The organism is Stieleria sp. (genome assembly GCF_041595215.1).
Classification (GTDB): Bacteria; Planctomycetota; Planctomycetia; order Pirellulales; family Pirellulaceae; genus Stieleria; species Stieleria magnilauensis.
On sequence record NZ_JBFHKV010000004.1, the window covers coordinates 1 to 26,283 of the forward strand.

The window sequence follows — 26,283 nt, forward strand, 5'->3', positions numbered from 1 at the left end:
CCGGGATGGATCAAAAACACGCTCGGATCATCCACGGCTTGCCGCAGGACTTCGGTCGCTTTGGGGTGGGGGATCGAAGTCGGAACGATCAGCCCCCCGCCGTCAGAGAGCAACCCCACGAATTCGGTTCCGCCGACCGACGTGATCACCGCCGCGTCTTTGTAATCACAGACGGTGATTCGTGATGGAATGTGCAACAGCAAATGGTTGTCCAGCAAGGCGTAATCGGGTGCCGGATAGCTGAGACCGTTTGGCGCAATCGGTGCTCCGCCCTCGCGCGAATATTCATCGAGTGTTTCGCCCGTCTTCAGGTCCATGATCCGCAAATTGTTGACGAACGAAATCAACATTTGGTCGCCGCTTTCGTTGAGTTGCATCTTGGTCCAGCCCAGACGCGGCTTCCCTTCCAATTGCATGCTGCCTTTGGCTTGACCGGTCAGCGGATCAACCAACATCAGCGTGTGTTCATCGAGCACGAACATCTGCTGTCGATCGGTGGTGCACGTGACCGCGAAATTTTGTGACAGGCGTGCGTGCCAGACCGGATTCAACGTTGCCAGATCAAAGCAGGCGAGGTGTCCGTTGTCGCTGAGAAGGATCAGGAGGTTGTTTGCGATCGGTACGGCTTTGATCGGACGCGCATTGGTCGTTTTCCCGAACGCCTTCTTGTCGTCTGGAAAAGGCACCCAGATGCCTGAACGCGTGACCTTGGTGCCGGTCAACGTCCAGAGCTGAAGTTGGTCACCGGTTTCAAAACCGTCCCGGTCGCCGCCGGTTCCTTGCATCAACACGGTTTTACCGTCGTTGAGCACCGTCAGCGGGCACATGTTGCACTCGACCGGTTCGGAGTTGATCGCCTTGCCGGAGGGCAGATCTACCAACGAGAGACGGCTGAGCGGTTTCGGCGTGCTAAACGTCCACGTGTAACCTGCGACACAGCGTGCGGCCAACGGGTTGATCTGTAAACGCCGCATGCCTTCAAAGAAGTTTGCTTTCCCCGGCAGCGAGGCGGCTTTCGGTTCAAACGGTAACGCGTTGTTGACCGGTGGCGTGTAGTTCCACTGGCTCTCACCGAAACCTGGGTCCATCTTCGGCACACTGTCCCAATTGATCACCGGCGGATGGGTCCACGCCGACATCGACGGGTTGCCGGTGTTTGCCGGAGCGGCCGGAACAGTCACGCGAGGACTCGGCTCGGCATCGACCATTTCAAACGGATTTTCGCCGGCATCTAAAAAATCCTTGTCGGCCTGGCTGAGTCGCGCGACAGGGATCTTTAGCGTCTTTCCCGTGTCGGTCTTCAAGAACACTACATCGTCTTGGACCTGGATCAAACTTGCCGTGACGCGAAACTTGCCGGTCGAATCGGTCCAAGTTCGTGGCTCATCGGCAACACCCGGTGAGCCAAACCCCGCGATACAGACGGTGAGCGTGACGACAAAAACGATGTCTCTGAGGTGACGTGTTCGCATGAGTCGGGGTTCTCGATGAGGACAACAAGGCAGTCATCGCAATCAGGATACACCATCATCGCGGTGTCGTGCCAAACACAGACGGACCGAAATGGTCAAGGATTTTTAGAGCGGAAAAGGGTTCAGGTACCAAAAAACAAATGGCCCAAAGGGTGCAACGCATTAGTAGTACCTGACCCATTTTCCGCGGTCGCCGCAAAGCGGCGCAACGCAAGCTGGAAGCTTACGCCACTAGTTGTGCCAGAAGGTTGAGGCTTTGGGAGCGGTGTAGGCGACGTCCAGGTGCGGGGTTTCGACCGGTTTTTCGCCCGCATGCAGGCTGTCGACGCCGCCGATCACCATCCCGGACGTCAGCAGGGTGCGTTCGATCGGATACGGCGTTCTGCCTTCGATCATCGTCGTTTCGACATGGCGGACGAGCGGATTGAAAAAGTCGGCGGTGGTCGATCCGTGACCGGGCATGGGCAAGTACATCTGGCAGGAAACGAGCGTGTCGTCGGCGAGCATGCCGGCGTAATTGAAGTCGCGAATCCCGGTCAGCAGCATGGTCGTCCGCAGCCCGTCGAGGTGCTCGATCAAGTAGCCCGTCGTCTGCGGCATGGTTTGACGCATCCAGTCGATCGACGGCACGTCGGTCGGAAACCCGCCTTCGACCGGCAGATTGTGACTGCGACTGAGCGCGGCGACGACAAGCTGTCTGGTCCGTCGGCAATCATCCGATGCCAACCGATCCCAAAGGTTGTCAGCGCGCAAGGCGTGGATTCGTTTGACGCCCGTTTCCCCTCCGCCGCGGCGCTCGGACATGCACTGGGCGGTTTCCAACGCATGGATGTCGTAACTGTCGATGCCGCCATACGCCACGCAAACACTCTCTTTCAACGCCGCGCCGTGGGGCATGTCGATCGCGGGAAGACGTCGCGTGACGGGAAGCGAGGACCCTGCGAGGAACGGGAACCCCAGGCGTCGCGAGTCGTCCACCATTTCGACGCATTCGTCCCAGTCGGTCGACAAGTGTTTGTCATTGAAGACCGGAACGCTGCGTCCACTTTGCTGAAACACGTCGACGATGCGTTTAAACCAATCGTAGCGGGGATAGAGATGTTGTCCTTTTTCGTTGCGTGGGTAATCGCCGTGTTCGCCGATCAAGACCACGCCGTCGACGGCCAAGGTTTCGCCGCCCAGCGTGAGGGCTTCTTCGATTGTCGGGAACAGTCGCAGGCCGTGGCGTTTGACCCGCTGGCGGCCGAGGTCGTCGTCGGGAAACTGGTCGATGAACACCGACGCGACGTCGACGCGGGGTCGTTGCCAGCCGCCGTTCCAACTGTATCCCAGCGTGTGGCGATCGAGAAAGTGTTGGGCGTGCGAATGCCGTCGAACAACGGTGCCCAGGAACGCGATTTTGGGACGCCGGCCGGTGACCGCCGGCGAGTCGGCTGCAACCGCCGGCTGTGGATCGGCCAGTCCGCGCGCGAAACCGAAGGCGCCCAATCCGAACACCGTTTTCGTGCCGGACCGAGCCAGGAAATCGCGGCGGTCAATCTTCGATGGGCGTTGATTCATCAGGAACGTCTCTCCAAAAAATCCAAAGAATGATCGCGGCGATGGCGGGCAAACATGAGGCCGCCGCCAACCCCACGTCGTAGGATCCGGTCACATCGACGAGTCGGCCGAACAGTTTCTGGGTCGGCGGAACCAGGAACCAAGCCGTCACCCCGGCAATCCCGGTGATCTTGCCTTGGTGTTTGCCGGAAATGTCTTGCGTGAAGGCGTGGTAGAGCGGAAACATACCCAACGCCCCCGCCCCGCCGAACAGCAGCACGGCCAACAGCACCCATCCCTTGGGCAACAGCGGCAGGGTGAGCATCGTCAGACAGAGCACGGCACACGCGGTGAAAACCATTTGTCGTGAGCGGGTCGGCGTGAAACCTTTCGCGCACAGCCACAACACGACCGCACCAACGCCCAGGCATCCGACATCGGTCGCCGCGAACCAGGCGGAATTAAACAGCAAGGTATGGGTTTCGGTGTAGCCGCGGCCTTCTTGAAGGAACAGGTGCAACCAGGCGCGAAACAACTGCCACGTCGTGTTGATCAGGCAGACGATGATCAACACCACCACCATGCGTCGCTGCAACAACACGCGCCAGGGTGTGGCTTGTTTGCGTTGCACGGCGTCGGCTGCCAGATCCGTCGATCGAACAATCCCAAACCAAGCGGACACCCACACGATGCCGATCCCGCCGACGATCGCAAACGCCGGCCGCCAGCTGCCGACGTCGTCGGTCAACAACGCCAGCATGATCAGCGGCGCAGCGACCGCTCCGATCGATGTCCCGCTTTGCAGCAAACCGTTGCCCATCGTTCGGCCACGGGCTTGCGTCAGACTGCGGACCACTCGCACGCCACACGGCCAGTGCCCCGCTTCGAACACCCCGAGCAGCAGGCGCAGCCACAGCAGATCTTGATACCCGCTCGCGAGCGCCGTGGCCGCCGTCACCGCGGACCATGAAATCACGACGACGGGATACAACCAGCGGACGGGGACTAAGTCGGCAAGCACGCCGAACACGATCGATCCGATCACGAACCCGTATCCGAAGACGGCTTCGATATCACCGTACTGCTCGTTGACCAGATCAAACTCCTGCATAATCCGCGCCGACGCACTGGCCAGCGTCTGGCGATCGAGATAGTTGAGCGCCGAGGCGAGCAGCAACAGTCCACAGATCAGAGCGATGCGGACTGGGCTGACCGAGGGTGCCGCCTGATCTGTCGGGGCGGCGTCGAGAGTGTGTTTGGATTCATCCATCCCAAGATTGGCCATCCCATCCGGCGACGCGTTCAATGAAACCGACCACCGCGTCGGCGAAGAGTTGAAGCAGTTGTTCTCCCTTTTCCGCGGTCGCGGCGGCCGCGTCGCCGACGTGTCCGGGGGCGGAGCGATCGGGCATCGTCCAGGCACGCGACGCGGGCAGAAACGGATTGCCGAACGGGATCTCGTCGACCTGTGTGTGGTGGCGAACCAGCTGCGGTGCCAGTCGCAGGATCATCGACGTTTCCCATTCACACGCGTGTCCCATTTCGTTCTGTCGCAAACCGGCCAGCTGGGATGAGGGATCGGCCAGATGCCAGTAGGTGGCCGCCAGCAGCAACAGATCTTGGCGGTCTCGATAGCGTTGCCGCAATTCAAAGATCACCTGTCGCGCCGGCACATCGTTGCCACCATGACCGTTCAAGATCACGATGCGCCGGAATCCGTGGCGGATGAAGTTGTCCACCAGCCCGCTTAACAAGTCGAGGTAGACACGCGGGTCGGCCGAAAGCGTGCCGGGAAAATCCATGTGGTGGTGCGAGTTGCCGAGCCACATCAACGGTGCAACCAGGGTCGATTCGGCGAACGATTGATGCGCACGCGCCACGATTTCTCCCAGTAACATGCTGTCGGTGCAGACGGGCATGTGCCGGCCATGTTGTTCCAACGCCGCGACGGGAACGATGACCGGTGTGTTGCGATCGAGCGCATCGACAACCGGCCAAGTCAGATTAGCGAGTTCCATGGTGGGCGATCGGAGGAAGGGGGGGAGGGAAGGCGGGGGTCGCACGGCCGGCAGGGCGAAGTTGCGACGCAGGCTGAAGATTCTAACCGGCTTTGTGCCCCGCCGTGTTGACGATGGTCGAAAACACCGATTGTCGATAGAATTTTGATGGATGGAGAGGTGGCCCTAAGCAACCAGCGGGAAACCGGTGACACAATGAACGCCCCGACAAACGAAAACGACGGCTTTGAGGGGTTGCCTTGGGTCAAGGCCCTGAGCGACGGGATCAGCCAGAGTGATCAGCGGATTCGATTGGCCGGACTGACCGACGGCTGGGCCCTGGTCAATCATCGCGGCCGTGTGATTCGCGATGCGATGAAGTGTTTTTACGAGCGGGTGATCGCGGAAGCTCCTCCGCGGGGCGCGATCGTGGTTTACGCCCTGGGCGGAACCGGGCGAGGTGAAATCTGCCCCGGCTCGGATGTCGACATCGGCATCATCGTCGAAAACATCGAAGAGAACCAACACTTCCTGCGTCATCTTTCGAGTCGGCTGAGGGCGTTCGCGCCCCGCGTTCCAGGGCTGCGAAACGTCGTCAAAGCGAATGCGTTTCCGGATCTCAAAGACCGCGAACACTTTGATTTGAAGTCACTGGTCGCATTGCTCGATTGCGATCTGCTGGTCGGCGATTCGGAATTGGACCATCGCATCCGACGCGTCTGTCGCGGGCGAGCGGCCGAGTTGGGGCTCGATTTTATTTTTGCCGTCAACCAAGACTTGAGACGGTTTGATCAGCTGCATCCCCAGCCGCCCGGTGACATCGGAGGATTTCACGTCAAAAACGGAAAGGGCGGGCTGCGCGGGTTTCAGTTGGCGATGTGGTTGTATTCGTTCGAACGCTGGATCCCGTCGCTGCAGGTGTACCAGCAAGTGCGGAGCACCAGACGTTTTGATCGCGAGGGTGCGCCGTCGGCGACCGTCTTGGAAGCAGTCGGCGTGATCTTTTCGGCCCGCTGTTGGATTGAACAGCGGCGCGCCGCTCAGGCCGCCGGCCGGCCGAGGGACTCCGGTGAAAAACTGGTCTCGCCGCTGTTGCTCGACGCCGCCGATATGGAGGCGTTCTTGTATCGGTTCGGTGCCGGAGGGTTGACGAAACTGCGCAACGCACGGGACATCATCGACTCGTATCGTCACGAGACCATGGACCGGCTGCTCGAACGCGGCGTCGTCGTGCCGGACACCGATGGATTGGTGGTCTGGGGATCGGACGGGTTGCGGATCGGAACGGATGCCTTGTTCAAGGACGCGACGGAGATGTTTTACAGTTTGTACCGCGCCCAACAACGATTCTTGTTGCCCATCGATCGCGCCGTGAAACGCGCCGCTCGGAAGAACATCTCCGAATCGTTGCGCCCCGATCCGGCGCTGATCAAACTGATGGTGTCGCCGGGGCCGGTGTATCCGGCGATCAAAGATTGGTTCGACTTCGGGGTCTTGGAAAAACTGTTGCCCGGTTTCGGAGAGCTTTCCAATCAGCTTTATCAGCCGGGGCATCGGGCGGCGACCCTGACGCGAGCGGCTCGGGCGGTCCAACGGCTGGAGGGCTTGGAATACCTCGATACGTTGAAGCGGTCCGCGGTCACCTCACGCGACGAAGCCTATTTTTTGCGTCAGTACCAGGACATCGGTGATTCAGGCCGTGGTGCGTTGCGGCTGGCGCTGTTGACCGACGAGATTCCTCAAACGGTGTACATGTCTGCCGTCCCCACCGCGCCCCCTGACTATGATCCGCAAGTCTATGGCGAGTCCGTTCGGCGTTATGTGAACGAGCATCTCAGTAACCTGCCGGGACTTTCCGGGCCGACACTCCGCACGATCGAGTTTCTGCTGTTGAAGAAACGTGAGTTGCTCAAGTGGGCCGAAGCGGGAAGCCATCCACAGGTCTTGGAAAGTTGGCGGCGGGAACTCGAACGCTTGCATTCGCGCGATTCCGCCGACACGATTCGAGCCCTCGCGCTGTTTGCGTATGCCGCGTTTGATTTTCGCAACCCTCAGGGAGTGGCGCGGATTCGTTTGGAGCCGGAGCAATGGCAAAAGATTCAAAACCTGACGCAAAATTTGTTGCACGGCGAATTGGGCGTCGGCGGTCGATCGTTCGAAGATCACTACTTTGACCCCACCGGCCAGCGGATCGGTGCGTTGCTGCCCCACCGGTTGCTGGCCAGTCCACACGTCGACAACTCGCTTCGGCAAACCTATGAAGGCACCGAGACGCTCGATCCGCAACGCGCCCACCGAATCATCTTTGCCTTGACGGCGGTCGTGCAAACCGGACGCCCCAAAGTGGAACTCAAACGTGACGGCGACTACTACCGATTGACACTTTATTCTTGGGACTTTCCGGGGCTGTTTTGGCGGGTCGCCGGCGCGCTGCATGAAATGGGATGCGCCATCCGTTCGACTGATCTCTATGAAATCCCCGATCCCGCCGGCCAAGCCACCGACGGCGAAACGCTGCCGCCCAACGAGCGACATCTGATCGTCGACGTGCTCACCTTTGATGCCACGGCCGTCTCGAATGAGAATTGGGAAGATGAAGTCAAACGGCGGATCTGCAGTCGACTTGAAAACCCGGATGAACGGTTAAGTGACAACACGGCCGAGATTCTCAGGCCGGTCCTGGACACGCTGTATCCGCAGTTGACCGACCTCGGGGACGGCCGAATCAAGTTTTCCTGCAATTCGCCCCCCTCGGATCAAGGCACCCGCTACGCGATCAGCCGACTGCTCTCCGAACGGGCGGGCGCCAGCATCGAATCGATCGTCCGAGACGGGACGCGCGATTGGCCGGTCCCGCGAATGAATTTCTACGTGCGTGTGGACAGCAGCGTCGAAGCGGTCGCCGAAACGCTACGCGACGATTTGGGCGATGTGGCGATCGACGCCGAGGTCTTGGTGTAACGCCCCTTCCCCCGCACGACACGTCGCTGCGGGGCATCGTGGGTTGGCTCGTCCCCGGTCCCCGCGCGGTTGCCCGTGACAACGAGGTGGGATGTGTTCGTCGCCCCCCGCTGCGAGGTTGGGTCGTGCATGATTGACGCCTCATCGAGCCCTCCGGGTTGGCGGAGTTCCCTCATTCAGCACCTCGGCACAAGCCGCCCCGGCCGATTACGGCCCACAGTTTCTCGAAGAACCGAAGGTGGTGCGGTTAGCCGCAAAAACAACGCGGCGGTCCAGCGATTGAGCAACACGAGAAGCAGAATCCATGATGGATTGCGAACTGAGCACGAAGAGCACGATGAATCCTGACATTGCGAAGATCGTTGAGGGCGAAAACATGCCTTCGCCTCCCACCATTGCCGCTCGACTTCTGGACCTGGTCAACCAACCTGATGCCAGAATCGCTGACATCACCAAAGTGATCAGCGCCGATCCCAAGTTATCGGCCAAGTTGATCGACTACTGCAATTCGCCGATCGTCGCTTCGGCGCGGACCGTCGGCAGCCTGCAGCAGGCGATCCCGTTATTGGGCATGCGAACACTTCGCTTGCTGTCGTTGTCTTTCTCGCTGATGGACACGCAGGGACAATCGGGGTTTCCCTATGACGAATTCTGGCGTCGTTCGCTGGCGACGGCGATCGCAGCCAAGCTGATCGCCAAGCAAGCCGAACAGAACGCCGACGAGTCCTTTTTGTTGGGACTGGTGTTCAACATCGGTGCGATGGGGATCGGTAACGCTTATTCGGATGAATTGGCACTTCGGTTCGAATCGGATCAGCTGTTGGACAAACTCAGCGTCGACATCGAACGTGAAATCTGCGGCGCCGACCGCTATGAAGTGGGCAGTTGCCTGTTGGAAAAGTGGAACTTTCCCGTCGCCATGATCGAGGTTTTAAAGACCTACGACCCCGATGCCGCTGACCTGCCTTCCAAACTGTTCTGCGTCAGTCAACAGGTCGGCAAGTTGCTGTTGTCGGCCGAACCGGCGGACCGGGAGATCGTTGGTGTCCGCAAGTCCGCCGGCGAGATGCTGGGCATCCAAGTCGAACAGTTTGACGCCCTCTTCGACGCGATGATCGCCGAATGGAAAGGCTACGAAACGCTTTTTAATTTCGAATCGATCGCGTTTGAATCGATCAAAGACCTGGAGGCACGGGCCAAAGAATCCATGGTCCAGATTTCGCTGGGCATGGAACGCACGATTCGCGAAATGTCCGAACAGCAACATGAGCTTCGGCAAATCGCGCTGCTGGATAGCTTGACGCAATTGAAGAACCGCTCCGCCTTTGACGCCGAAGTCTTTCAGCTGTCCAATCAGTTTCGTCGGCAATCTCAGTCATTCGGTTTGATCATCGCGGACATCGATCACTTCAAAATCTTCAACGACACGTACGGGCATGCGGCCGGTGACGATGTGTTGCGTGAAGTCGCTGCCTGTTTGAAACGAAACTGCAGACAGTACGACACGGTGTATCGATTCGGCGGCGAAGAATTCGTCGTGCTGGTCGGCAATTGCGATTACGACTCCACACTGAAGGTTGCCGAACGGTTGAGAAACGCGATCGAGACGTTGCAGGTCGATGTGGGTGGCAACAAGTTGTGTGTGACAACCAGCCTGGGCGTTTGCTGGGTCGACCGCGGACGCCACGACAATTTCAACACACTGTTCGAAAAAGCAGACGCCAGTTTGTACGAAGCGAAACGCAAGGGACGCAACAACTGCGTCGCCATCACCGCCTCCTCGGCGCATCCTTCGGTGATCGACGCGGCCGGAAGTCATCCGACCGCCCAGGCTCCGGTCGGAGCGGCCGCCACGGTGGTCAGCCCGACCCCGTAGGTGGCATGATCCCGACGGGCTTTCGACGCGTTTTCAACGCCGAGTCGCAAGCTGGAAGCTTACGCCACTGGTGTTCCCCAGCCGCCACCGCCGGGCGTTTCGATGCGGAGCCGATCGCCCGCACCGACTTCGATGGTCGTTGCGGCGGGCAAATCAATCGGCGGCTTTCCGGTTTGAATCAACCGGTTGCGTCCCGACAACCCGGCCCCTCCTCCCGAGGCACCGTACGGCGCGGTCGTCCGTCGACCGGTGATCAGGGAAACCGTCAAGGGACGCAAAAATTCAAACTCACGCACCAATCCATCACCGCCGCGATGTTTACCGACGCCACCGCTGCCGCGACGGATCGAAAATTCCACCAACCGAATCGGCAGCCGTGATTCCAGCACTTCCGGATCGGTGATGCGCGTGTTGGTCATGTGTGTGTGCACGCCGTCGGCGCCCGGGCCGAAGACCGTCGCCCCGCTGCCGCCTCCGATTGTTTCGTAGTATCCGAACGAGGCGTCGCCGATCAGCACGTTGTTCATCGTGCCCTGGCTGGCGGCGACGGAGCGAAAAACGGGACCGGAGTCGTTGGTCGAACCGATCGCGCCGAGCAGCACATCGACGACCCGTTGGCTGGTTTCGACGTTCCCCGCGACCACCGCGGCGCAGCGGGCCGGATCTTCATCGCGTGGCGGCGACAACAACCCGGTCGGCAATCTCAAATCGATCGGCCGCAGCACTCCGTCGCACAAAGGAAGATTCGAATCACAGAAACACCGCATCACGTACAGCACCGCCGAACAGACGATCGACGGTGTCGCGTTGTAACCGTTGGGGTGCACGCCGCTGGTGCCATCAAAATCGACCACCAAGCGGTCGCCGTCACGCTGCAGCCGGACCGCGATCTCGGTGCCATCATCGAGCGTGTCTTTGAATCGCATTTCCGATTTCGGCAAACTGCGAATCCAGCGGACGACGGAATCCGACGCGACGTCCAACAAGCGGTCCATCATGGTTTCGACGTGCCGCAGCGAAAGCTCCTTGCTCATCTGTTGCAGCGCTCGGGCGCCTTCCTGTCCCGCAGCGATTTGAGCATGCAGATCGGCCAGGTTTTCCGCGACGTTGCGCGAGGGGTAGGGACCGCTGGAAAGCAATTCGCCCAGTTCGTCTTCGTGCGACACCCCGTTACGCACGAGTGCGAACCCGCGTATCAATACGCCTTCTTCGGCAAGCGAGTTGGCCATCGGTGGCATCGACCCGGGAGTCTTGCCGCCGATCTCGGCATGGTGGGCTCGGCTGGCGACGAAAAACGACGGCTGGGCATCAGACGCGGCTTGGTCATGGTCGCTGTCACTGTCGTTGCAAAAGACCGGTGTCACGACGGTCACGTCGGGCAGGTGCGACCCTCCCGCATACGGGTCGTTGGAGACGTAACAATCGCCGGCGGACATTTGGGGGAACAATCCGGCCAAGGCACGGACGGTGTGCCCCATCGCACCTAAGTGCACGGGGACATGTGGCGCGTTGGCGATCAGCGTTCCGTCGCCCCGGAACACCGCGCAGCTGAAATCGAGTCGCTCTTTGACGTTCACGCTGACCGCGGTACGACGCAGCACTTCTCCCATCGCATCGGCAATACTCTGCAACCGTCGGGCGACGATCTCCATCTGCACCGCTTCGCCGGCACTCTGACCCGCTTCGCTTTGGGAATCCCCCTCGGACACTGTCGTCTCGCAAAGCGCCAGTGTGATCGCTCCATCGTCACAGACGACGCCCTCCCAATTCGGCTCGACGATCAGCGTCGACTGGTCACTGACCACGATGCTGCCCGGGGCGATCGTCTGACCACTGGAAAGCTGATCGCGATCGAGCAGTTTGAATTGGCACCAGCGACCGCGATGAAACACGGCCGTCGTTTCCGGATCGTCGCGGCGGGGTGATCCGCCCGCATCTTGTTCGTCGGCATCTCGTCTGTCCGGCTTGCTCGGGTCGCCGGCCAACCATTGCTCGGCATGCGGTGACAGGCCGCCGGTCGCTTCGCATCGCAGACTGACCAGTTCGATGGGATGGCCGTCGCGGCGGTACCCGAATCGGTGTTGATGTTCGTGGTGAAACCGATCGGACAAGGACTGCAGGATCCGCTCGGGTGAATCTTCGACCGTCAGCGGAATCGAGGCATCCGTGCCCACGTAGCGACAGTCGCATTCCAGACGCGTCTGCACCGATTTCGGTTGGTCGTGTCGCAGCGAATCGATCGTTTGGGCGATCAGGTCATCGGCCGCGGCCTGGAAGTCGGCTGCGCCGACCTGATCCAGTCGGCGATAGATCCCGACCGTTTCAATGCGTCCGCTGGTGGCGACGCCCATGCCCACGGCGCTCAACACACTTGCGCGGGGATGATCGACGATCCGGCGGATGCCCAGCGCATCGGCGACGCGGCAAATCAGTTGCGCCGCGGCGCCGCCGAATCCGACCAACGCGTGGTCGCGGACATCGACACCGCGTGCCGTGGTGATCGCGCGGACCGCTTCGGCCATGTGGGTGACCGCGATGTCCAAGAACCCTTCGGCGAGCGATTCGATCGTCTCCGGAGCGGCGGGCATGCGTGACGCGACGTGCTCGATCCGTTCGCGCGAGGCGGTCGGCAGCAGGGGAAACGGGAATCGATCGACGCGCAATCGCCCCAGTAAGACGTTGGCATCGGTCACCGTCAGCGGTCCGCCGCTGCCGTAACAAGCCGGTCCCGGTGCCGCGCCGGCGCTGGACGGACCGACCACCAATCGTCCGCCTTGGAAGTCACAGATCGATCCTCCGCCGGCCGCCACCGTGTGGATGTCCATCATCGGAGTCATCACCCGCAGGTCGGCGATGCGGGTTTCATAGCGACGTCCGACCTGGCCATCGAAGCGGCTGACGTCGGTGCTGGTTCCGCCCATGTCCAATCCGATCGCCAACGGGCATTGATGGGTCTGGGCGACGTGGCGGAGTCCGACGACGCCGCCGGCCGGTCCGGAAAGGACACTGTCCCGCCCGCGAAACTCTTCGTGGCCGACCAGGTTCCCACCGCTGGTCATCAATTGCAACTGGCACGTCGACCCGCCGAATTGACGGCGGACGCGCGCGACGTAGGCCGACAGGATCGGATTGAGATAGGCATCCAGCGTGGTGGTTTCGGCGCGCGCGACCAACTTGATCAACGGAGCCACCTCGCTGGACCGGCTGATTTCGGCAAACCCGACGCGCCGCGCGATTTGTTCCACCGCGATCTCATGCGCCGGATTCCGATGCGCGTGCATCAAACAGATCGACAGGGTTTCGATCCCCGCGTCGAACAACGCCTGCAATCCGGCCGCGATTTCGTCTTCATCGATCGCGATCCGCTCCCGGCCGTCGGCGTCCATCCGGGCCCGGATCTCGAGCGTGCTTTCGGCCAGCGGGGGAGCTTTGACGAAGGCGAGATCGAACAGCTCGGGGCGATCTTGTTCGCCGATCCGCAGGACGTCCCCAAACCCTTCGGTGACGACCAGGCCGGCCGCCGCGCCGCTGCGTGTCAACAGCGCGTTGGTGCCGCGTGTCGTCCCGATGCGGGCCGTCATCGGGGGCATCGGATCATCGATGGGAACCCCGGTCAACAAATGAGTGGCCAGCACCGGGGCTTCACGCCGGCAATCGATCTCGACGATCGCACCGGGGGAAAGCTGGCTGGCGATTTCGGCATCGACGTCGGCCAACGCCACGGTTGCCGTGGCCGAGTCGTAGCCGCGGATGTCGCCGATGCGATGATGAATCCCCTCGACCAGCCATTCGAGTTTCGCCGAGCGGAAGAAGTCGTCTGGTAGCCGTCCGGCGGCCAGCCCACCGAGTAGTTCGTCGGGGATCTGGATCCGCACCGTCGTCTGATCCGGCACGTCGGTGACGCGGCAGCGGATCAGCCCGGTCGACAACACTTTGATGCAACCCGAGTGGGACGCTCCGGCCGGGTCGGTCCAAACCGCCAGACAATCCGTAAACGTCCCTCCGACATCGGCGCAAACAGAAAGGGTGTGCAGCGACATATGAAACGAGTGCTCCGTCAACTTTTTGATTTAGGGTGCCGCGGAAAAAGGTCAGGCTGTAACTTGCGGAACGATGAAACGATTACTGGGCCCACGGATGGCAGCGCGAACCCACGGATTTCTTGCACCCTGTCATCCGTGGGTTCGCGCTGCCATCCGTGGGTGTTATTTGCGATGGATAGCCCGGTAAGCTTTCTGGAGTGCTACCCCAAAATTAAATGTAGCCAGAGCACTAGGTGCATTGCGAGCATGAACGAGGAGAGCGAATGCCGGGAGTGTCGATTGCGAGGTGGAACCGTCGGAAGCCCTGCCCCAGGAAGATCAGCGATTGAACAGGGCCAAGCAGTCCGTGATGTGTTTCTCGTCGATCAGTGCGACGACGATGTCACCGGGTTGCAATTGATCGCCGGCGGTGGGCATGCGGACAAAGCTGTCGCGTTGGATGGCGGTGATCAGGCAGCGGCCGGCCAGGGGCAGATCGGCGAGTGTGGCTTCGGTCACGCGTGCCCCTTCGACGACCTCCAGCTCATACACCGCAATTTTTCCATTGGGCAATCGGCTCTGGCTGATCACGGCACCCTCGTTGAGGAACCCGAGGATCTGGCGGGCGCCGACATCACGTTCACTGACGACGTGATCGATCCCCAGTTTTCCAACCACGTTGGCGTAATCCGGGCGTCCGACCACCGCCATCACGCGCCGTGATCCCAATTCACGAGCCTCGACACAAGCCATGATGTTGCTTTCGTCGCTGCCGGTGCAGGCGACGAAATAGTCGGCCGAGCCCCCGCCCTCGTCTTCGAGCACACTGCGTCGATTGGCATTGGCGTGCACGATGGTGCACTTGGGCAGCAGTTTGGCCAGTTGTTCACAGCGGTCTTCGTCGTACTCCAGCAACGTGATTCGATAATCGCTGGTCGGCAGCGCGCGTGCGATGTGAAATCCGATTTCACCTCCGCCTGCGATCAGCACGCTGCGGCGTTTGCTGCGTTTGGTCGACGACGCGAACAGTGGGCGACTCCGATTCACCGCCGACGGCATCCCAATCAAACTGACCCGGTCACCGACGTGCAGTTCGTCTTCGCCGCTGGCCAACCACAAGTCCCCATCGCGTTCGATCGAACCGATCCGAACCGACCCCGGCATTTTTAAATCACGTAACCGCTGATCGGTCGCCTGCGATTTCGCTTCCACTTCCGTCTCGTAGACTTCCAAATGCCCACGGGCAAAGTGTTCCAAGGGGATCGCGTCGGGGTTTCGGATCGCACGGGCCAATTCAAACGCGCTGAGCTGTTCCAAGCTGAGTAGCGCGTCGATGCCGAAATGACTCTGATAGTCAAACGTGCTGGAGTCGCGGAACGCGGGCGCATAGACTCGGGCCAGGCTGCGTCGGGCGCCGAGGGCTTTGGCCATGCTGGCGGCAACCACGTTGGCTTCGTCGTCTCCGGTCACCGCCAAACAGATGTCTGCGCTGCAGACATCGGCTTGAAACAAAATCGTGCTTTGGGCCGCACTGCCCTGGATCGCGCGGACATCCAACTCGCTGTTGATCTGACGGACCCGTTCAGGATCGATGTCGATCACGGTCACGTCATGCCGACGCCGACACAACATATCCGCGATCCAATGTCCGACGGTTCCCGCACCCAACGTCAATACGCGCACTAAACCATCCAGTTGATCAGTAAGAGGATGACAAAAATGATCGCCATGAAACCGGTGATCCAACGAGCGGTATAGAACGCGTGCTTGAGGATCGTCTGGGTGTCCTCATGACGTGTCGCGCCGAAGACCAGGGAGATCGAAATGATCAACGGGACATAATACATCAAGTAGGTCGGAGAGATCGAAATCATGCCTTGGCCTCAGGGGTGGGGGCGCTGGTTGCCGTGGGGGCTCCGCTGTCGGATTCGTCCGCCGCCTGTTGTTCGGAATTCGCCTGTTGTTCGGAATCCTCGTCGTCTTTCTTTTTGCGTCCGCTGATCGGCACCGCGAGTGGGCCGGCATAGGCGTCGTAGATCACCAGAATGTTCAACAGCCCGGCGATCATCGTGTACCAGGTGCCCATTTCGTATCCCGCACCGTACGTCGCATACCATGCCGAAACCTCATCGGTGCGATCTTCGATGACCGGTCGATGGGGCGGCGCCATGAACCCGCCCCACAGCGGTTCGTAAGACCGCGACGTGACGCCCTTGTCGGTCATCTTTCGCATGCGGTTGCCTTGGATCAGTGCCGGCAACGCCGCGGCACCCACGCCGGCTTGCAAAATGTAGTGCCAACGCCGGTCACCGGGTTGCCAGGACGCATAGACCACATGGCCGCCGCCGAGCGCAAATCCCAGCATCCAGGTGGTCAAGATGCAGACCAAATACAGACTGCCCTTGGTGTGACGGCCTTGATAGAAATGCCCCGCACCGGGGACCAGCCAAGCTAAGAATGCAGCAAGTGACCTGTTCTTCAGATCGATGCGTTCGGTATCGACTTGGATAACGTTTGCGCTGGAGGCCATGTTTGATCGCGTTGACGTGGGATGGATCGTCAAACGAATGCGTCTGACGGCCGTGTTGGGGGTGTAGCGGCTTGGGGGGGATTCGGCCGGGCAAACTCACCGCGAGGCAGTTGATTTCTGCCCCCGGGGCGAACGGGGGTGGATTTGCTCGGTGCTGCATTTTGCGGGAAAGTCTTTCCCAGCGATAGCCGAGTCGATCGCGATGCGGGGACGCCCCCTGGGAGTGGATCTGCCGTCCGATTCGATGTTGACGCCCCGGACGCCCAATTGGTACCCAAGGCTGAGATTTGGTGTTTGCGCACCAACGTCACAACGTCGACGGACAAAATCCCTGATTCTTTGGATTGTAAAATCGCGATATGGAAGCCTCAAACCCGACCGCACGGAAAACAAACGCTTGCCCGACTCCTTCCACCTTCCAAACTTGCCAAATCCGACGGCAGAGTGACGGGGCCGGCGTGCAGAGCTTATTCGCAAACCCGTTGCGGATCTTGGCCTTGTTAGCCTGTGCTTCGTTGGCGGCCGGCTGCGGAAGCCAGTCCACCGACGTCGCCGATGCGCAGCGTTCCGGTCCCGAAACCCAGATCAACGCCGAATCGGACCAAGTGCAGCCGGCCGAGGTCGTCAGTCAGCTGCTCGATCGCGTCCGTCGGGGCGGACAAGAGGCCAGTTCCAACGAGCTGCTGACCAAACTCGCCCAACAAGAACTGACGCGAATCGGCCGCCCGTTTCAATTCCCCGGTTCACCCGACACCCGATTCGAAGTCCGCCAAGCCTTTCCGGTCCCAGACCAAGATGACGCCGTTTGGGTGCATACCTTCCTGACCGAACCGATTGATTCCGGCGAAAACTTCCAATACGAAGTCGTCTGGACGCTCCGCAAAGAAATCGCGGGCTGGCGCGTCAGCGGATTCGTCATCGACCAGGGCGAGGGCATGGAACCGTTGGAATTCGATTTCGAAAACGGGGACGAAATGGAAGCTCGTTTGGCGGCATTGGAACAGGCAGAGGGGCCTGTCAATCGCTAAGCGGACCACCGAAAGCGCAAAATCGGAACCTGAACCGCCCACTTTGGGAAAAATAGGCAATCTTTTCTTGCCACTATTTGCGCCCTTTGGCTCCAGACCCGGCGTGACAAATTGACCTACATGCCACCCTGAAGAGTGGTGTCGGTTGGTGCTCTAGCTCGCCGATAAGCTCGTGATACGCCGGTTTTCTCGGCTTTTTTGCAAATCGGAAGCCGTCGGGCCTAAAACCCGGGCGACCTCGTCGGGCAACCTCCGCGACAGATTTTCTGTCTTGTTTCGGGGGTTGGTGCGATTGACACGGGTCTAGCCAAAGTTACTTTATCCACGAAATCACGTGGTCCGCAAACATTCCGCAAAGCACCTATCTTGCGTGTTCGGAAGTTTCGGTGATGGTCACCGACGCTGGAACCAACGGGGGAGCCTGGATATGGCTTCTGATTTGAAAAAGTGTGCGTAGAGGATCGCACCAAAAAATCCGAAACACTTGGGAGAAAACAATGAATCGGAATGTGGTCAGCGGGATTGCCGCGTTTGCACTTTTGGTGGGTGCGGCTCTCGCCATGAATGAATCGTCGGCTTACGCTGGCAACTGTGGTGGTGGACTGTTCTCGAAGCTGCACGCGAAGAATGCGTGTGGTGGAGGACTGTTGGCTAAGCTCAAGTCCCGTAGTGCAGATTGCTGCGCTCCGGAACCTGTCTGCTGCGAACCGGCACCGGTTTGCTGCGAGCCGGCACCAGTTTGCTGCGAACCAGCACCCGCTTGTGGTGGCGCCAGCCGTCCGAAGCTGTTCGCACGTCTGTGTGCAAAGCTGAAGGCCCGCAAGAGCTGCTGTGCTCCCGAGCCCACCTGCTGCGAACCGGCACCTTGCTGTGCTCCGGAACCGGCACCGTGCTGTGCTCCTGAGCCTGCACCTTGCTGTGCTCCCGCACCGACTCCTTGCTGTGCACCTGCACCGACTCCTTGCTGTGGAGCACCGGCACCGTGCAACGCATGTGGCGGAGCTGTCGTCTCGGCAGCAGCACCGTGTGCTGCATGTGATGGCGGCGTCGTCGTCGAAGCACCGGCTGTCGAAGCTGCACCTGCTGCTGCTGAAGCAAGCGCCAGCGATGCACCGCCTGCTCCGACTCCGGACGCAGACACCAACATCTAAGCTCGAACCTTTACGAGCCTAAACATCAGGCCCGATGCTGCTTCACCGCGGCATCGGGCTTTTTTTATGCCTTCACCCGACCAGTTTCTTGATCACCGTTCCGTGCACGTCGGTCAGTCGGAACGGGCGACCGGCAAAAGTGAACGTCAATCGCTCATGGTCGATGCCCAGTTGGTGCAGGATGGTCGCCTGGATGTCATGGACGTGAACGGCATCTTCGACCGGATGAAATCCCAGGTCGTCGGTTTTGCCGATCGTTTGTCCGGCCCGCACGCCACCGCCTGCCATCCACATCGTGAACGCTTGCGGGTGATGGTCGCGACCGAGTGATCGTCCCAGCGCGGCGCTGGCTTCCACCATCGGTGTGCGTCCGAACTCGCCGCCCCACACCACCAGTGTCTCATCGAGCATCCCGCGTTGCTTCAGATCCTTGACCAACGCGGCACAACCCTGGTCGGTCGCCTTGCACTGACTCTTCAACCCGCCTTCGACGTTGCTGTGATGGTCCCAGCCGGAATGGTACAGCTGGATGAATCGGACACCGCGTTCGGCCAATCGGCGGGCGAGCAAGCAATTCTTGGCGAAGGAACCGGTGTCCTCTCGTTTGGTGCCGTACATCGCCAGCGTCTCGTCCGACTCGCCGGAAAAATCCATCAGCTCCGGCGCCCGTGTCTGCATCCGATACGCCATTTCATAGGACTCGATCCGCGAACGAATCCCATCGACGGCCAGGGACTCCATGCGGCGGCGGTTCAAATCGCTGACCAGATCCAACGTCGCGCGCTGGGTCTGGCGACTGATCCCCGCGGGGTTGGCCACGTGCAGAATCGGATCGCCGCTGGTGCGAAACGGGACGCCCTGGTGTTCGCCGGGCAGAAATCCGTTGCTCCACATCGCCGCCCCGCCGGACAGGTTTCCGCCGCTTTTCAAGACCACAAAACCGGGCAGGTCGTCGGCGTCGCTGCCCAACCCGTAGGTCAGCCAGGACCCCATCGCCGGGCGCCCGGGAATGGGGCTGCCGGTGTTGACGAAAATCTGTGCCGGCGCGTGATTGAATTGGTCGGTGTGCACGCTGCGGATGAACGCGACGTCGTCGGCGATCTCGCCCAGGTGGGGCAACGGCTCGGCGATCTGGGCTCCTGATTGGCCGTAGCGGTTGAATTTGAAGCGGGGCGACAAGACGGCTGCCCCGGGCTGGATGAACGCGTACCGCTGTCCGGCGATCACCGACGGCGGGATCGGTTTGCCTTCCAACTCGACCAGTTTGGGTTTGTGATCGAACAGGTCCAACTGGCTGGGCGCACCGGCCATGAACAAATAAATCACCCGTTTGATCTTGGCCGGGTGATGCAGCCCGGCTGACGCGGACGCAGGGGTGGTGGAATCCGCAGCCGACACGTCACGTGAGAGCAGCGATGCCAGGGAGATCTTTCCCAGCCCGATTCCGCAGGCGCCGAACAGTTGTCGGCGTGTGAGTTCTTTCAGGTTCATGGTGTCGTGATGGCTTCGTCGGTGTTCATCAGCGCCCGGGCGACCAGCATCCAAGGTCGCTCGTGCTCGGATTGGCTTCGGTAAAACGCCAGGATTGCGTCCAGTTCGCCTTCACGGGGCTGGCGGACCAGCACACGGCGGAACAGGTGTCGGGCGATGTCACGCGGCTCAGCGTCGCTACCGGACTGTTTCGCATCGCCAACCGCAGCGTCGGCAAACCCCTCGGCGATTTCCAAGTACATCTGATCATTGAGAAGCGTCAACGCTTGCAGCGGCGTCGTGCTGCGATCGCGCCGGGCGATGCACAATTCACCCGACGGGGCATCGAACGTTGTGTACGCGGCAAACGGAGCGGTGCGTTTGCTGTAGGTGTACAGCGATCGTCGGTAGCGGTCGGCACCAGTCGATGTCGGCCACGCCGTGTTTCCATAGGCCATTTGTACGACCGACTCGGGCTGGGGCGGATAAACGCTCGGGCCGCCGATCTGTCGAGACAGCAACCCCGAACCGGAAAGGAACGCGTCTCGAATCCGTTCGGCGTCGTACCGGCGATAGGGAAACACCGACAGCAACCGGTTGTCGGGATCCGCCGATGGGGGCGTGCCGATCGATTGGCGGTAGGTCGCCGAGAGCACGATTTCTCGGTGCAGCCGTTTGATCGACCAACCGATCCCGTCGACCGACGTGTCGCGCAGTCGGACGTCCAGGTAGTCGAGCAACTCGGGGTGCGAGGGCGACTCGCTTTGCGTGCCAAAATCGCCGGCGGTCCGCACGATGCCGGTGCCGAAGAATTCACGCCACGCCCGGTTTGCCGTCACGCGTCCGACCAACGGGTTCGCGTCGCTGACCAACCACTGCGCCAATTCCAGCCGATCGCGCGGGCCGTCTTCGGGATCGGTCGCAAAAAATTCCGGCACCGCAGCGTCGACCGATTCCTTGGGCTGCAAATACTCGCCGCGATGGCGTCGCCGGGTCACGCGTCGATTGCTCTCCGGCCGCTCCTGCATCACCAACGTGCGAACATCATCGGGGATCTGATTTCGCAAACGGTCGATCGGCTTGCGATGCTCGGCCATCTCGTCGGCCCCCCGCAAGAACTCCAGGGCCAAGTCCTGTTTTAATTTCGGTGAGACCTGGCCCGACGTCTTGGACGCAAGCCATTGACGTTGCAGGTCGCTGGAGATCTGCATCGCTTGGGGATGCTCGTCGGTCGTCACGTCGATGCGAAAGCGGCCCAGTGCGGCAACATAATGACGCTCAAAGAGCATCTCCAGCGACCAGGGCTGGTCCAAACGCAGCGGCGGATCCAGGGGGATGACCAAGCGGTGCGTTTGGCCGGCGTCGCCGGGGATCGACCAACCGGTCGATCCGTCACCGTCAAACAGATTGCCCGGAAAGGTTTTGCCGTTGCCCGGTTTGGCACCCGGGACCGACGTCGTGCCGACGGCGAGTGTCACGGGGGTTTCGCCGATGGACATCTCCAGTTCGCTGAGAAAGAAATCACCGCGTCGACCCTCGTAGAAGGCCAGCCCCGGCCCCTTGGCCGGCAGCGTCGGGTGCGACAACGCTTCGATGCGAATCGCCGTGATCGGTTTGTCGGAATCGATGGCCGGCATCGTCAGTGAATACACGTCGCGTTTGGTTGCGTCGCCCGAGGCCAACACCGATCCGTCGTCCAAGACCGCCAGCGTGGGCATCGTCGATTCCATTTGATCCGGCGCGACTGTCCGCCAATCCGAAAGCTGCTCCAGACGCTCGGCTTGCCACTTCGCCCACGCGGCCTGAAGCGTCGCGTCGCCGTCATCGGCCAACAGCACGCGCTTGACGATGTCGTGTTCCGTCGCCGTGATCCGCCGCTGGATCGATTCACGTTGCTCGATCACCGCCGGGGGATCCGCGTTGAGTTCCGGTTCATCGGCATTGTCCATCAGCGCCATCAACGCGTAGTAATCCGTGTGCGTCAACGGATCGTATTTGTGCGTGTGACACTGGGCGCATCCGGTCGTCAATCCCATCCAAACGGTTCCGGTCGTGGCGACACGATCCACCATGGCATAAAACCGATACTCCAGCGGGTCGATGCCGCCCTCTTCATTGAGCATCGTGTTGCGATGAAATCCCGTCGCGATACGCTGCGACCGGGTGGCATCGTCAAGCATGTCACCGGCCAACTGTTCGATCGAAAACGCATCATACGGCTTGTCGGCATTGAGCGCATCGATCACCCAATTACGGTAGGGCCAGATCGTGCGTGGGCGATCTTTTTCGTAGCCATTGGTGTCGCTGTAACGGGCCAGGTCCAACCAGGATCGGGCAAACCGTTCGCCGTACTCCGGTGAGGCCAGTAGGCGATCGACCAGTGCTTCGTAGGCATCAGGCCGGTCGCTGGCGACAAACCGATCGACCTCCTCCGGCGTCGGGGTGGTCCCCAGTAAGTCCAAATAAACGCGACGAATCAGCGCGACGGGATCGGCCTCGGCACTCGGCGACAACCCGTTCTGTTCCATCCGGTGAAGCACGAAGCGATCGATCGGACCGCGACACCAGCCGGGATTCTCAACCGCCGGCAGCGACGGTTCGGCCGCCGGCTGAAACGACCAATGCACTTCGTACTGGCCGCCCGAATCGATCCACCGGCGGAGCGTCGCGATCTCGGCTTCACCTAGCGGCGGGTGCCCGTCCGCCGGCGGCATCCGCAGGTCGTCGTCGTCACTGGTCACGCGCAGGATCAGTTCGCTGTCCTCCGCCGCACCGGGTTTGATCGCCTGGTAACCGCCCAGGTCTTGCCGCGAACCGGCTTGGGTGTCCAACCGTAGATCCGCCTCGCGCGTGCCTTCATCCGGCCCGTGGCAAGTGAAACAGTGCTTGGCGAGAATCGGCCGCACGTCACGATTGAAGTCAACGCGATGGACGTCGGCCTGACCAGAACCGGACGAATCAATCGGTTGGGCGTCGGCCGCGACGAGCCTGCCCGCGGCACAGACGAGCGTGCTCGCGGCACAGACCAGCACGCATAGGGTCAGCCGACGCAGCGGGGACAACAAGCCAGCGGGAGACGAACACGTCATCGAAAGAGTCATGACCGGCGGGGGGAGGTGGAAGGGAATTCGTCTCCTCCAGTATAGCCGATCAACTAGGATCGCCGATCAGCTCTCAGCCGTCGGCCGGCTTGTTGTCGTCCTGGAACTCGGGCAGCAGGATTTCTTGGTCGCCGAGGCCCCCCGAATCACCGTCCTCTGCTGAAACGCTCTTGCCTGGCGAATCACTCTTGCCCCCGGCAACTGATTTGCGTCCCGCCTCGACGCTGCGTCCCGCCTCGACGCTGCGTTCCGGGTCAATGACGATTCCCGATGCCTCGCGGGCGGCGACCGCTCCGCTGAAGATTTCGTAACCGACCAGGGCGATCATGCCGGCCAACAGCGGCAACCAATAGTAGAGCACACGGAAGATCAGCACCGACGCCAACACGGTGTCGCCGACGGTTCCTTTCAGCAAGGTCAGCAAGATGACTTCCAGCACTCCCAATCCCCCTGGGACCTGGGTCATCATCGCGACGCCGATCGCCACCAAGTAGGCGGCCAGCACTTGAGCAAACGGGACCACCGAATCACCGGGCAAGACCAGGTACAACGCGGTCGCTGAGATCAGCAAATCGACCGCCGCCACCGACGCTTGGACGAACATCAATCCCGGTCGCGGCGGACGAAGATGGAGTTCGCCGATCGGCCAGGGTTTTCGCCACAAAAAGCAGACCAGCGAATAAAGGATCGCCAGCGAGATCAGCACGACGCCCAATGTCTGCGTCGCGAACGGCAGCGTCACATCCGGGGGGAGTTGGATGGGCACCCAGATCAGCACCAGCCCGCCGAGGAACCACCATCCGCTCCAGAACGTCAGCCCGACCACCGAGATCAATGCGACGATCTGGCCCGCTGGCAGTCCCCACTGGGAATAAAACCGAAACCGAATCGGCGCGGCCGCCAACAGCGTGCCCAGGTTATTGCCGAGCGAGAATCCGGCGATCGAGACCAGGGCGATCCGTCGCAGCGGCAGCGAGCGTGCGACATAGCGCAGCGCCAAAATGTCATAGGCGATCAGCAACCCGTAATTGAGCGCGATCAAAAACGCCGCGATCACGATCTGGCTGGCGGGCACACCGGTCAATCCACGAACAAATTCGTCCCACGTGATTTGATGGGCCTCGCGAATCAGCAACCGCACCGCCAATGCGAACAACGCAATCGCGAGCACCGGACCGGCATATTTTCGGATGCGTTTTTTAGGCAAGGGTCAGGAACGCCAGGAGGGGGAACGTCGCGTCGGGCCATCGCCCCGTCGCGTCGGCGGCGGGCTTGGGTGAAATCGGTCACGCCCGAATTGTCCCCGCCGGCCGCTTGAGGACAACCCCGTGATTTACCAAGAATCCTCGGCCGCCTATGGTAGTGCACTGCAAGTTTTGGTCAGCCTCCTTTCGGCAAATCTCCGCAAGCCTCCCTTTTACAACGCAAGCTCATGAAGACGGTCCGACACGAATTAGTTGTCCTCGGCGGTGGCCCGGCCGGTTACGTCGCCGCCATTCGCGCCGCACAGCTGGGATTTGATACCGCGTGCATCGATGAAAATGCTCAATTCGGCGGGACCTGCGTGCGCGTCGGTTGCATCCCCAGCAAAGCGTTGCTGGAATCGAGCCACCTGTACGAAGAGGCCAAGCACCGCTTCAAAGAGCATGGGCTGAAAATCGGCTCGCTCGACCTCGATCTCGCCGCGATGATGGATCGCAAAACGAAGATCGTCGACACGCTGACCGGCGGGATCGACATGCTGTTCAAGAAGCAGAAGGTGACGCCCTACCACGGACGTGGCAAGCTTCGCGATCTCAATTCGATCGTCGTCCAGGGCGAAGAGCCGGTGGTGATCGAAGCCGACCGGATCCTGCTGTGCCCGGGGAGCGTCCCGGCCACCTTGCGGGGCGTCGAAGAAGACGGCGACCGCATCGGTAACAGCACCACCGCGCTCAGCTTTTCCGAAGTCCCCGAACACCTGGTCGTCATCGGCGGCGGCTACATCGGTATGGAACTCGGCAGCGTCTGGAATCGACTCGGCAGCCAGGTCACCGTGCTGGAAGCGTTTGACCGGATCTTCCCCGGCATCGATTCCGAACTGGCAAGCATCGCGCTCCGCACGTTCAAGAAACAAGGTTTCAAGTTCCAACTGAAGACCTTCGTCCAGTCGGCACGTGTCAAGGGCGACAAGTGCGTCGTCGAAGTCAAAGACGGCGACCCGATCACGTGCGACCGTGTCTTGCTGGCCACCGGCCGACGTCCCGCGACCGATTCGATCGGGCTGGAATCGATCGGTTTGGAAACCGACCGTCACGGCTTCATCCCCGTCAACGAAAATTTTGAAACCTCCGTCGAAAACGTGTTCGCCACCGGCGACTGCATCGGCGGCGCCATGCTGGCCCACAAAGCGATGGAAGAGGCGGTCGTGTGCGTCGAGCGGATGGCCGGCATGCAGACCCATCTGAACTATGACGTCATCCCCGCGATCGTGTACACGCATCCGGAGATCGCCAGCGTCGGAAAGATGGAAGACGAACTCAAGGAAGCCGGTGTCGCCTACAACAAGGGCGTCTGTCCCTTCGGCGCCAACGGCCGCGCCCGAACCCTGGGCGAGCCCGACGGCCGCGTCAAGATCCTGGCCGATGCCAAGACCGACCGCGTGTTGGGCGTCCACATCATCGGCGCCCGGGCCGGCGACATGATCGCCGAAGCCGCCGCGGCGATGGAATACGGTGCCAGCAGCGAAGACATCGCGCGAACCTGCCACGCCCACCCGACGCTGGCCGAAGCGATGCACGAAGCCGCATTGGCCGTCGACAAACGCGCCATCCACACGGCGTGATCGACCGTCTTCTGATGATCTCCGTTTCGCTGCTCCGCAGCGACACGCGCGGCTAAAGCCTGGACACCAGCGCGTGTTGGTGTCTAGCCTTCAGGCGACTCCCACTCGCTGCTCCGCAGCGAAATGGGCGGCTAAAGCCTGGACACCAGCGCGTGTTGGTGTCTAGCCTTCAGGCGATTTCCGCTCGCTGCTCCGCAGCGAAATGGGCGGCTAAAGCCTGCACACCAGCGCGTGTTGGTGTCTAGCCTTCAGGCGACTCCCGCTCGCTGCGTAGCAGCGGAATGGGCGGCTAAAGCCTGCACACCAGCGCAC

The 26,283-nt window shown here is 61.0% G+C and carries 16 protein-coding genes; 4 read left to right on the forward strand and 12 right to left on the reverse strand.

The window, feature by feature from the left end:
* The 4 genes from ABX749_RS00300 to ABX749_RS00315 all read right to left on the reverse strand — a co-directional run.
* Positions 1-1,472: SHD1 domain-containing protein (locus ABX749_RS00300; RefSeq protein WP_372894260.1), on the reverse strand; the 1,472-nt coding region annotated here is incomplete at its 3' end.
* Between the two features lie 231 nt (positions 1,473-1,703).
* A complete protein-coding gene (locus ABX749_RS00305) occupies positions 1,704-3,032 on the reverse strand; it encodes a hypothetical protein (RefSeq protein WP_372894261.1) in 1,329 nt (442 codons plus the stop codon).
* The gene (locus ABX749_RS00310) at positions 3,007-4,281 is read right to left on the reverse strand and encodes an MFS transporter (RefSeq protein ID WP_372894262.1); all 1,275 of its coding nucleotides are present in this window, start codon (positions 4,279-4,281) and stop codon (positions 3,007-3,009) included. Before ABX749_RS00310 ends, ABX749_RS00305 begins: the two co-directional genes overlap by 26 nt.
* The gene (locus ABX749_RS00315) at positions 4,274-5,029 is read right to left on the reverse strand and encodes a creatininase family protein (protein ID WP_372894263.1); all 756 of its coding nucleotides are present in this window, start codon (positions 5,027-5,029) and stop codon (positions 4,274-4,276) included. Before ABX749_RS00315 ends, ABX749_RS00310 begins: the two co-directional genes overlap by 8 nt.
* A 195-nt stretch (positions 5,030-5,224) precedes the next feature.
* Here ABX749_RS00315 and ABX749_RS00320 point away from each other — a divergent pair, with 195 nt between their 5' ends.
* A complete protein-coding gene (locus tag ABX749_RS00320; protein WP_145213257.1) occupies positions 5,225-7,969 on the forward strand; it encodes a hypothetical protein in 2,745 nt (914 codons plus the stop codon).
* A 337-nt stretch (positions 7,970-8,306) separates the two neighbouring features.
* Positions 8,307-9,845, forward strand: coding sequence for a diguanylate cyclase (locus tag ABX749_RS00325; protein WP_372894264.1), 1,539 nt, complete (start codon positions 8,307-8,309; stop codon positions 9,843-9,845).
* A gap of 59 nt (positions 9,846-9,904) precedes the next feature.
* Here the strand turns inward: ABX749_RS00325 and ABX749_RS00330 are convergent, their stop codons facing one another.
* The 4 genes from ABX749_RS00330 to ABX749_RS00345 form a co-directional block, all read right to left on the reverse strand.
* Entirely contained in the window at positions 9,905-13,906 is a 4,002-nt protein-coding gene (locus ABX749_RS00330) for a hydantoinase B/oxoprolinase family protein (RefSeq protein WP_372894265.1), read from the reverse strand.
* A gap of 300 nt (positions 13,907-14,206) precedes the next feature.
* On the reverse strand, positions 14,207-15,550 hold the full coding sequence (gene trkA / locus ABX749_RS00335) for a Trk system potassium transporter TrkA (protein WP_145213252.1): 1,344 nt from the start codon (positions 15,548-15,550) through the stop codon (positions 14,207-14,209).
* The gene (locus ABX749_RS00340; RefSeq protein ID WP_095738983.1) at positions 15,550-15,741 is read right to left on the reverse strand and encodes a hypothetical protein; all 192 of its coding nucleotides are present in this window, start codon (positions 15,739-15,741) and stop codon (positions 15,550-15,552) included. The genes trkA and ABX749_RS00340 overlap by 1 nt, the downstream gene beginning before the upstream one ends.
* Positions 15,738-16,397 (reverse strand): DUF6677 family protein, encoded by a 660-nt coding sequence (locus ABX749_RS00345; protein ID WP_372894266.1) that lies wholly within the window; start codon positions 16,395-16,397, stop codon positions 15,738-15,740. The genes ABX749_RS00340 and ABX749_RS00345 overlap by 4 nt, the downstream gene beginning before the upstream one ends.
* Before the next feature lie 458 nt (positions 16,398-16,855).
* On the opposite strand from ABX749_RS00345, the gene ABX749_RS00350 reads away from it, so the two are divergent.
* Positions 16,856-17,425, forward strand: coding sequence for a hypothetical protein (locus tag ABX749_RS00350; protein WP_372894267.1), 570 nt, complete (start codon positions 16,856-16,858; stop codon positions 17,423-17,425).
* A gap of 657 nt (positions 17,426-18,082) precedes the next feature.
* Here ABX749_RS00350 and ABX749_RS00355 read toward each other — a convergent pair.
* The 4 genes from ABX749_RS00355 to ABX749_RS00370 all read right to left on the reverse strand — a co-directional run bounded on the left by ABX749_RS00355 (position 18,083) and on the right by ABX749_RS00370 (position 24,354).
* Positions 18,083-18,538 (reverse strand): hypothetical protein, encoded by a 456-nt coding sequence (locus ABX749_RS00355; RefSeq protein ID WP_372894268.1) that lies wholly within the window; start codon positions 18,536-18,538, stop codon positions 18,083-18,085.
* Between the two features lie 110 nt (positions 18,539-18,648).
* Positions 18,649-20,067, reverse strand: a complete 1,419-nt coding sequence (locus ABX749_RS00360; protein ID WP_372894269.1) for a DUF1501 domain-containing protein — start codon at positions 20,065-20,067, stop codon at positions 18,649-18,651.
* Positions 20,064-23,135, reverse strand: a complete 3,072-nt coding sequence (locus ABX749_RS00365) for a PSD1 and planctomycete cytochrome C domain-containing protein (RefSeq protein WP_372894270.1) — start codon at positions 23,133-23,135, stop codon at positions 20,064-20,066. Before ABX749_RS00365 ends, ABX749_RS00360 begins: the two co-directional genes overlap by 4 nt.
* Before the next feature lie 85 nt (positions 23,136-23,220).
* Positions 23,221-24,354: a UPF0104 family protein gene (locus ABX749_RS00370; RefSeq protein WP_372894271.1), complete on the reverse strand. Its 1,134-nt coding sequence runs from the start codon at positions 24,352-24,354 to the stop codon at positions 23,221-23,223.
* Positions 24,355-24,579: 225 nt separating this feature from the next.
* Here ABX749_RS00370 and lpdA point away from each other — a divergent pair, with 225 nt between their 5' ends.
* On the forward strand, positions 24,580-25,971 hold the full coding sequence (lpdA, locus tag ABX749_RS00375; RefSeq protein ID WP_372894272.1) for a dihydrolipoyl dehydrogenase: 1,392 nt from the start codon (positions 24,580-24,582) through the stop codon (positions 25,969-25,971).
* Positions 25,972-26,283 lie beyond the last annotated feature (312 nt).

What these genes read in the sequence shown, in the direction of transcription:
- ABX749_RS00305 (WP_372894261.1), bottom strand. Translation starts at nt 3,032, where the DNA reads ATGAATCAACGCCCATCGAAGATTGACCGCCGCGATTTCCTGGCTCGG.
- ABX749_RS00310 (WP_372894262.1), bottom strand. Translation starts at nt 4,281, where the DNA reads ATGGATGAATCCAAACACACTCTCGACGCCGCCCCGACAGATCAGGCG.
- ABX749_RS00315 (WP_372894263.1), bottom strand. Translation starts at nt 5,029, where the DNA reads ATGGAACTCGCTAATCTGACTTGGCCGGTTGTCGATGCGCTCGATCGC.
- ABX749_RS00320 (WP_145213257.1), top strand. Translation starts at nt 5,225, where the DNA reads ATGAACGCCCCGACAAACGAAAACGACGGCTTTGAGGGGTTGCCTTGG.
- ABX749_RS00325 (WP_372894264.1), top strand. Translation starts at nt 8,307, where the DNA reads ATGAATCCTGACATTGCGAAGATCGTTGAGGGCGAAAACATGCCTTCG.
- ABX749_RS00340 (WP_095738983.1), bottom strand. Translation starts at nt 15,741, where the DNA reads ATGATTTCGATCTCTCCGACCTACTTGATGTATTATGTCCCGTTGATC.
- ABX749_RS00345 (WP_372894266.1), bottom strand. Translation starts at nt 16,397, where the DNA reads ATGGCCTCCAGCGCAAACGTTATCCAAGTCGATACCGAACGCATCGAT.
- ABX749_RS00360 (WP_372894269.1), bottom strand. Translation starts at nt 20,067, where the DNA reads ATGAACCTGAAAGAACTCACACGCCGACAACTGTTCGGCGCCTGCGGA.
- ABX749_RS00365 (WP_372894270.1), bottom strand. Translation starts at nt 23,135, where the DNA reads ATGACGTGTTCGTCTCCCGCTGGCTTGTTGTCCCCGCTGCGTCGGCTG.
- lpdA (WP_372894272.1), top strand. Translation starts at nt 24,580, where the DNA reads ATGAAGACGGTCCGACACGAATTAGTTGTCCTCGGCGGTGGCCCGGCC.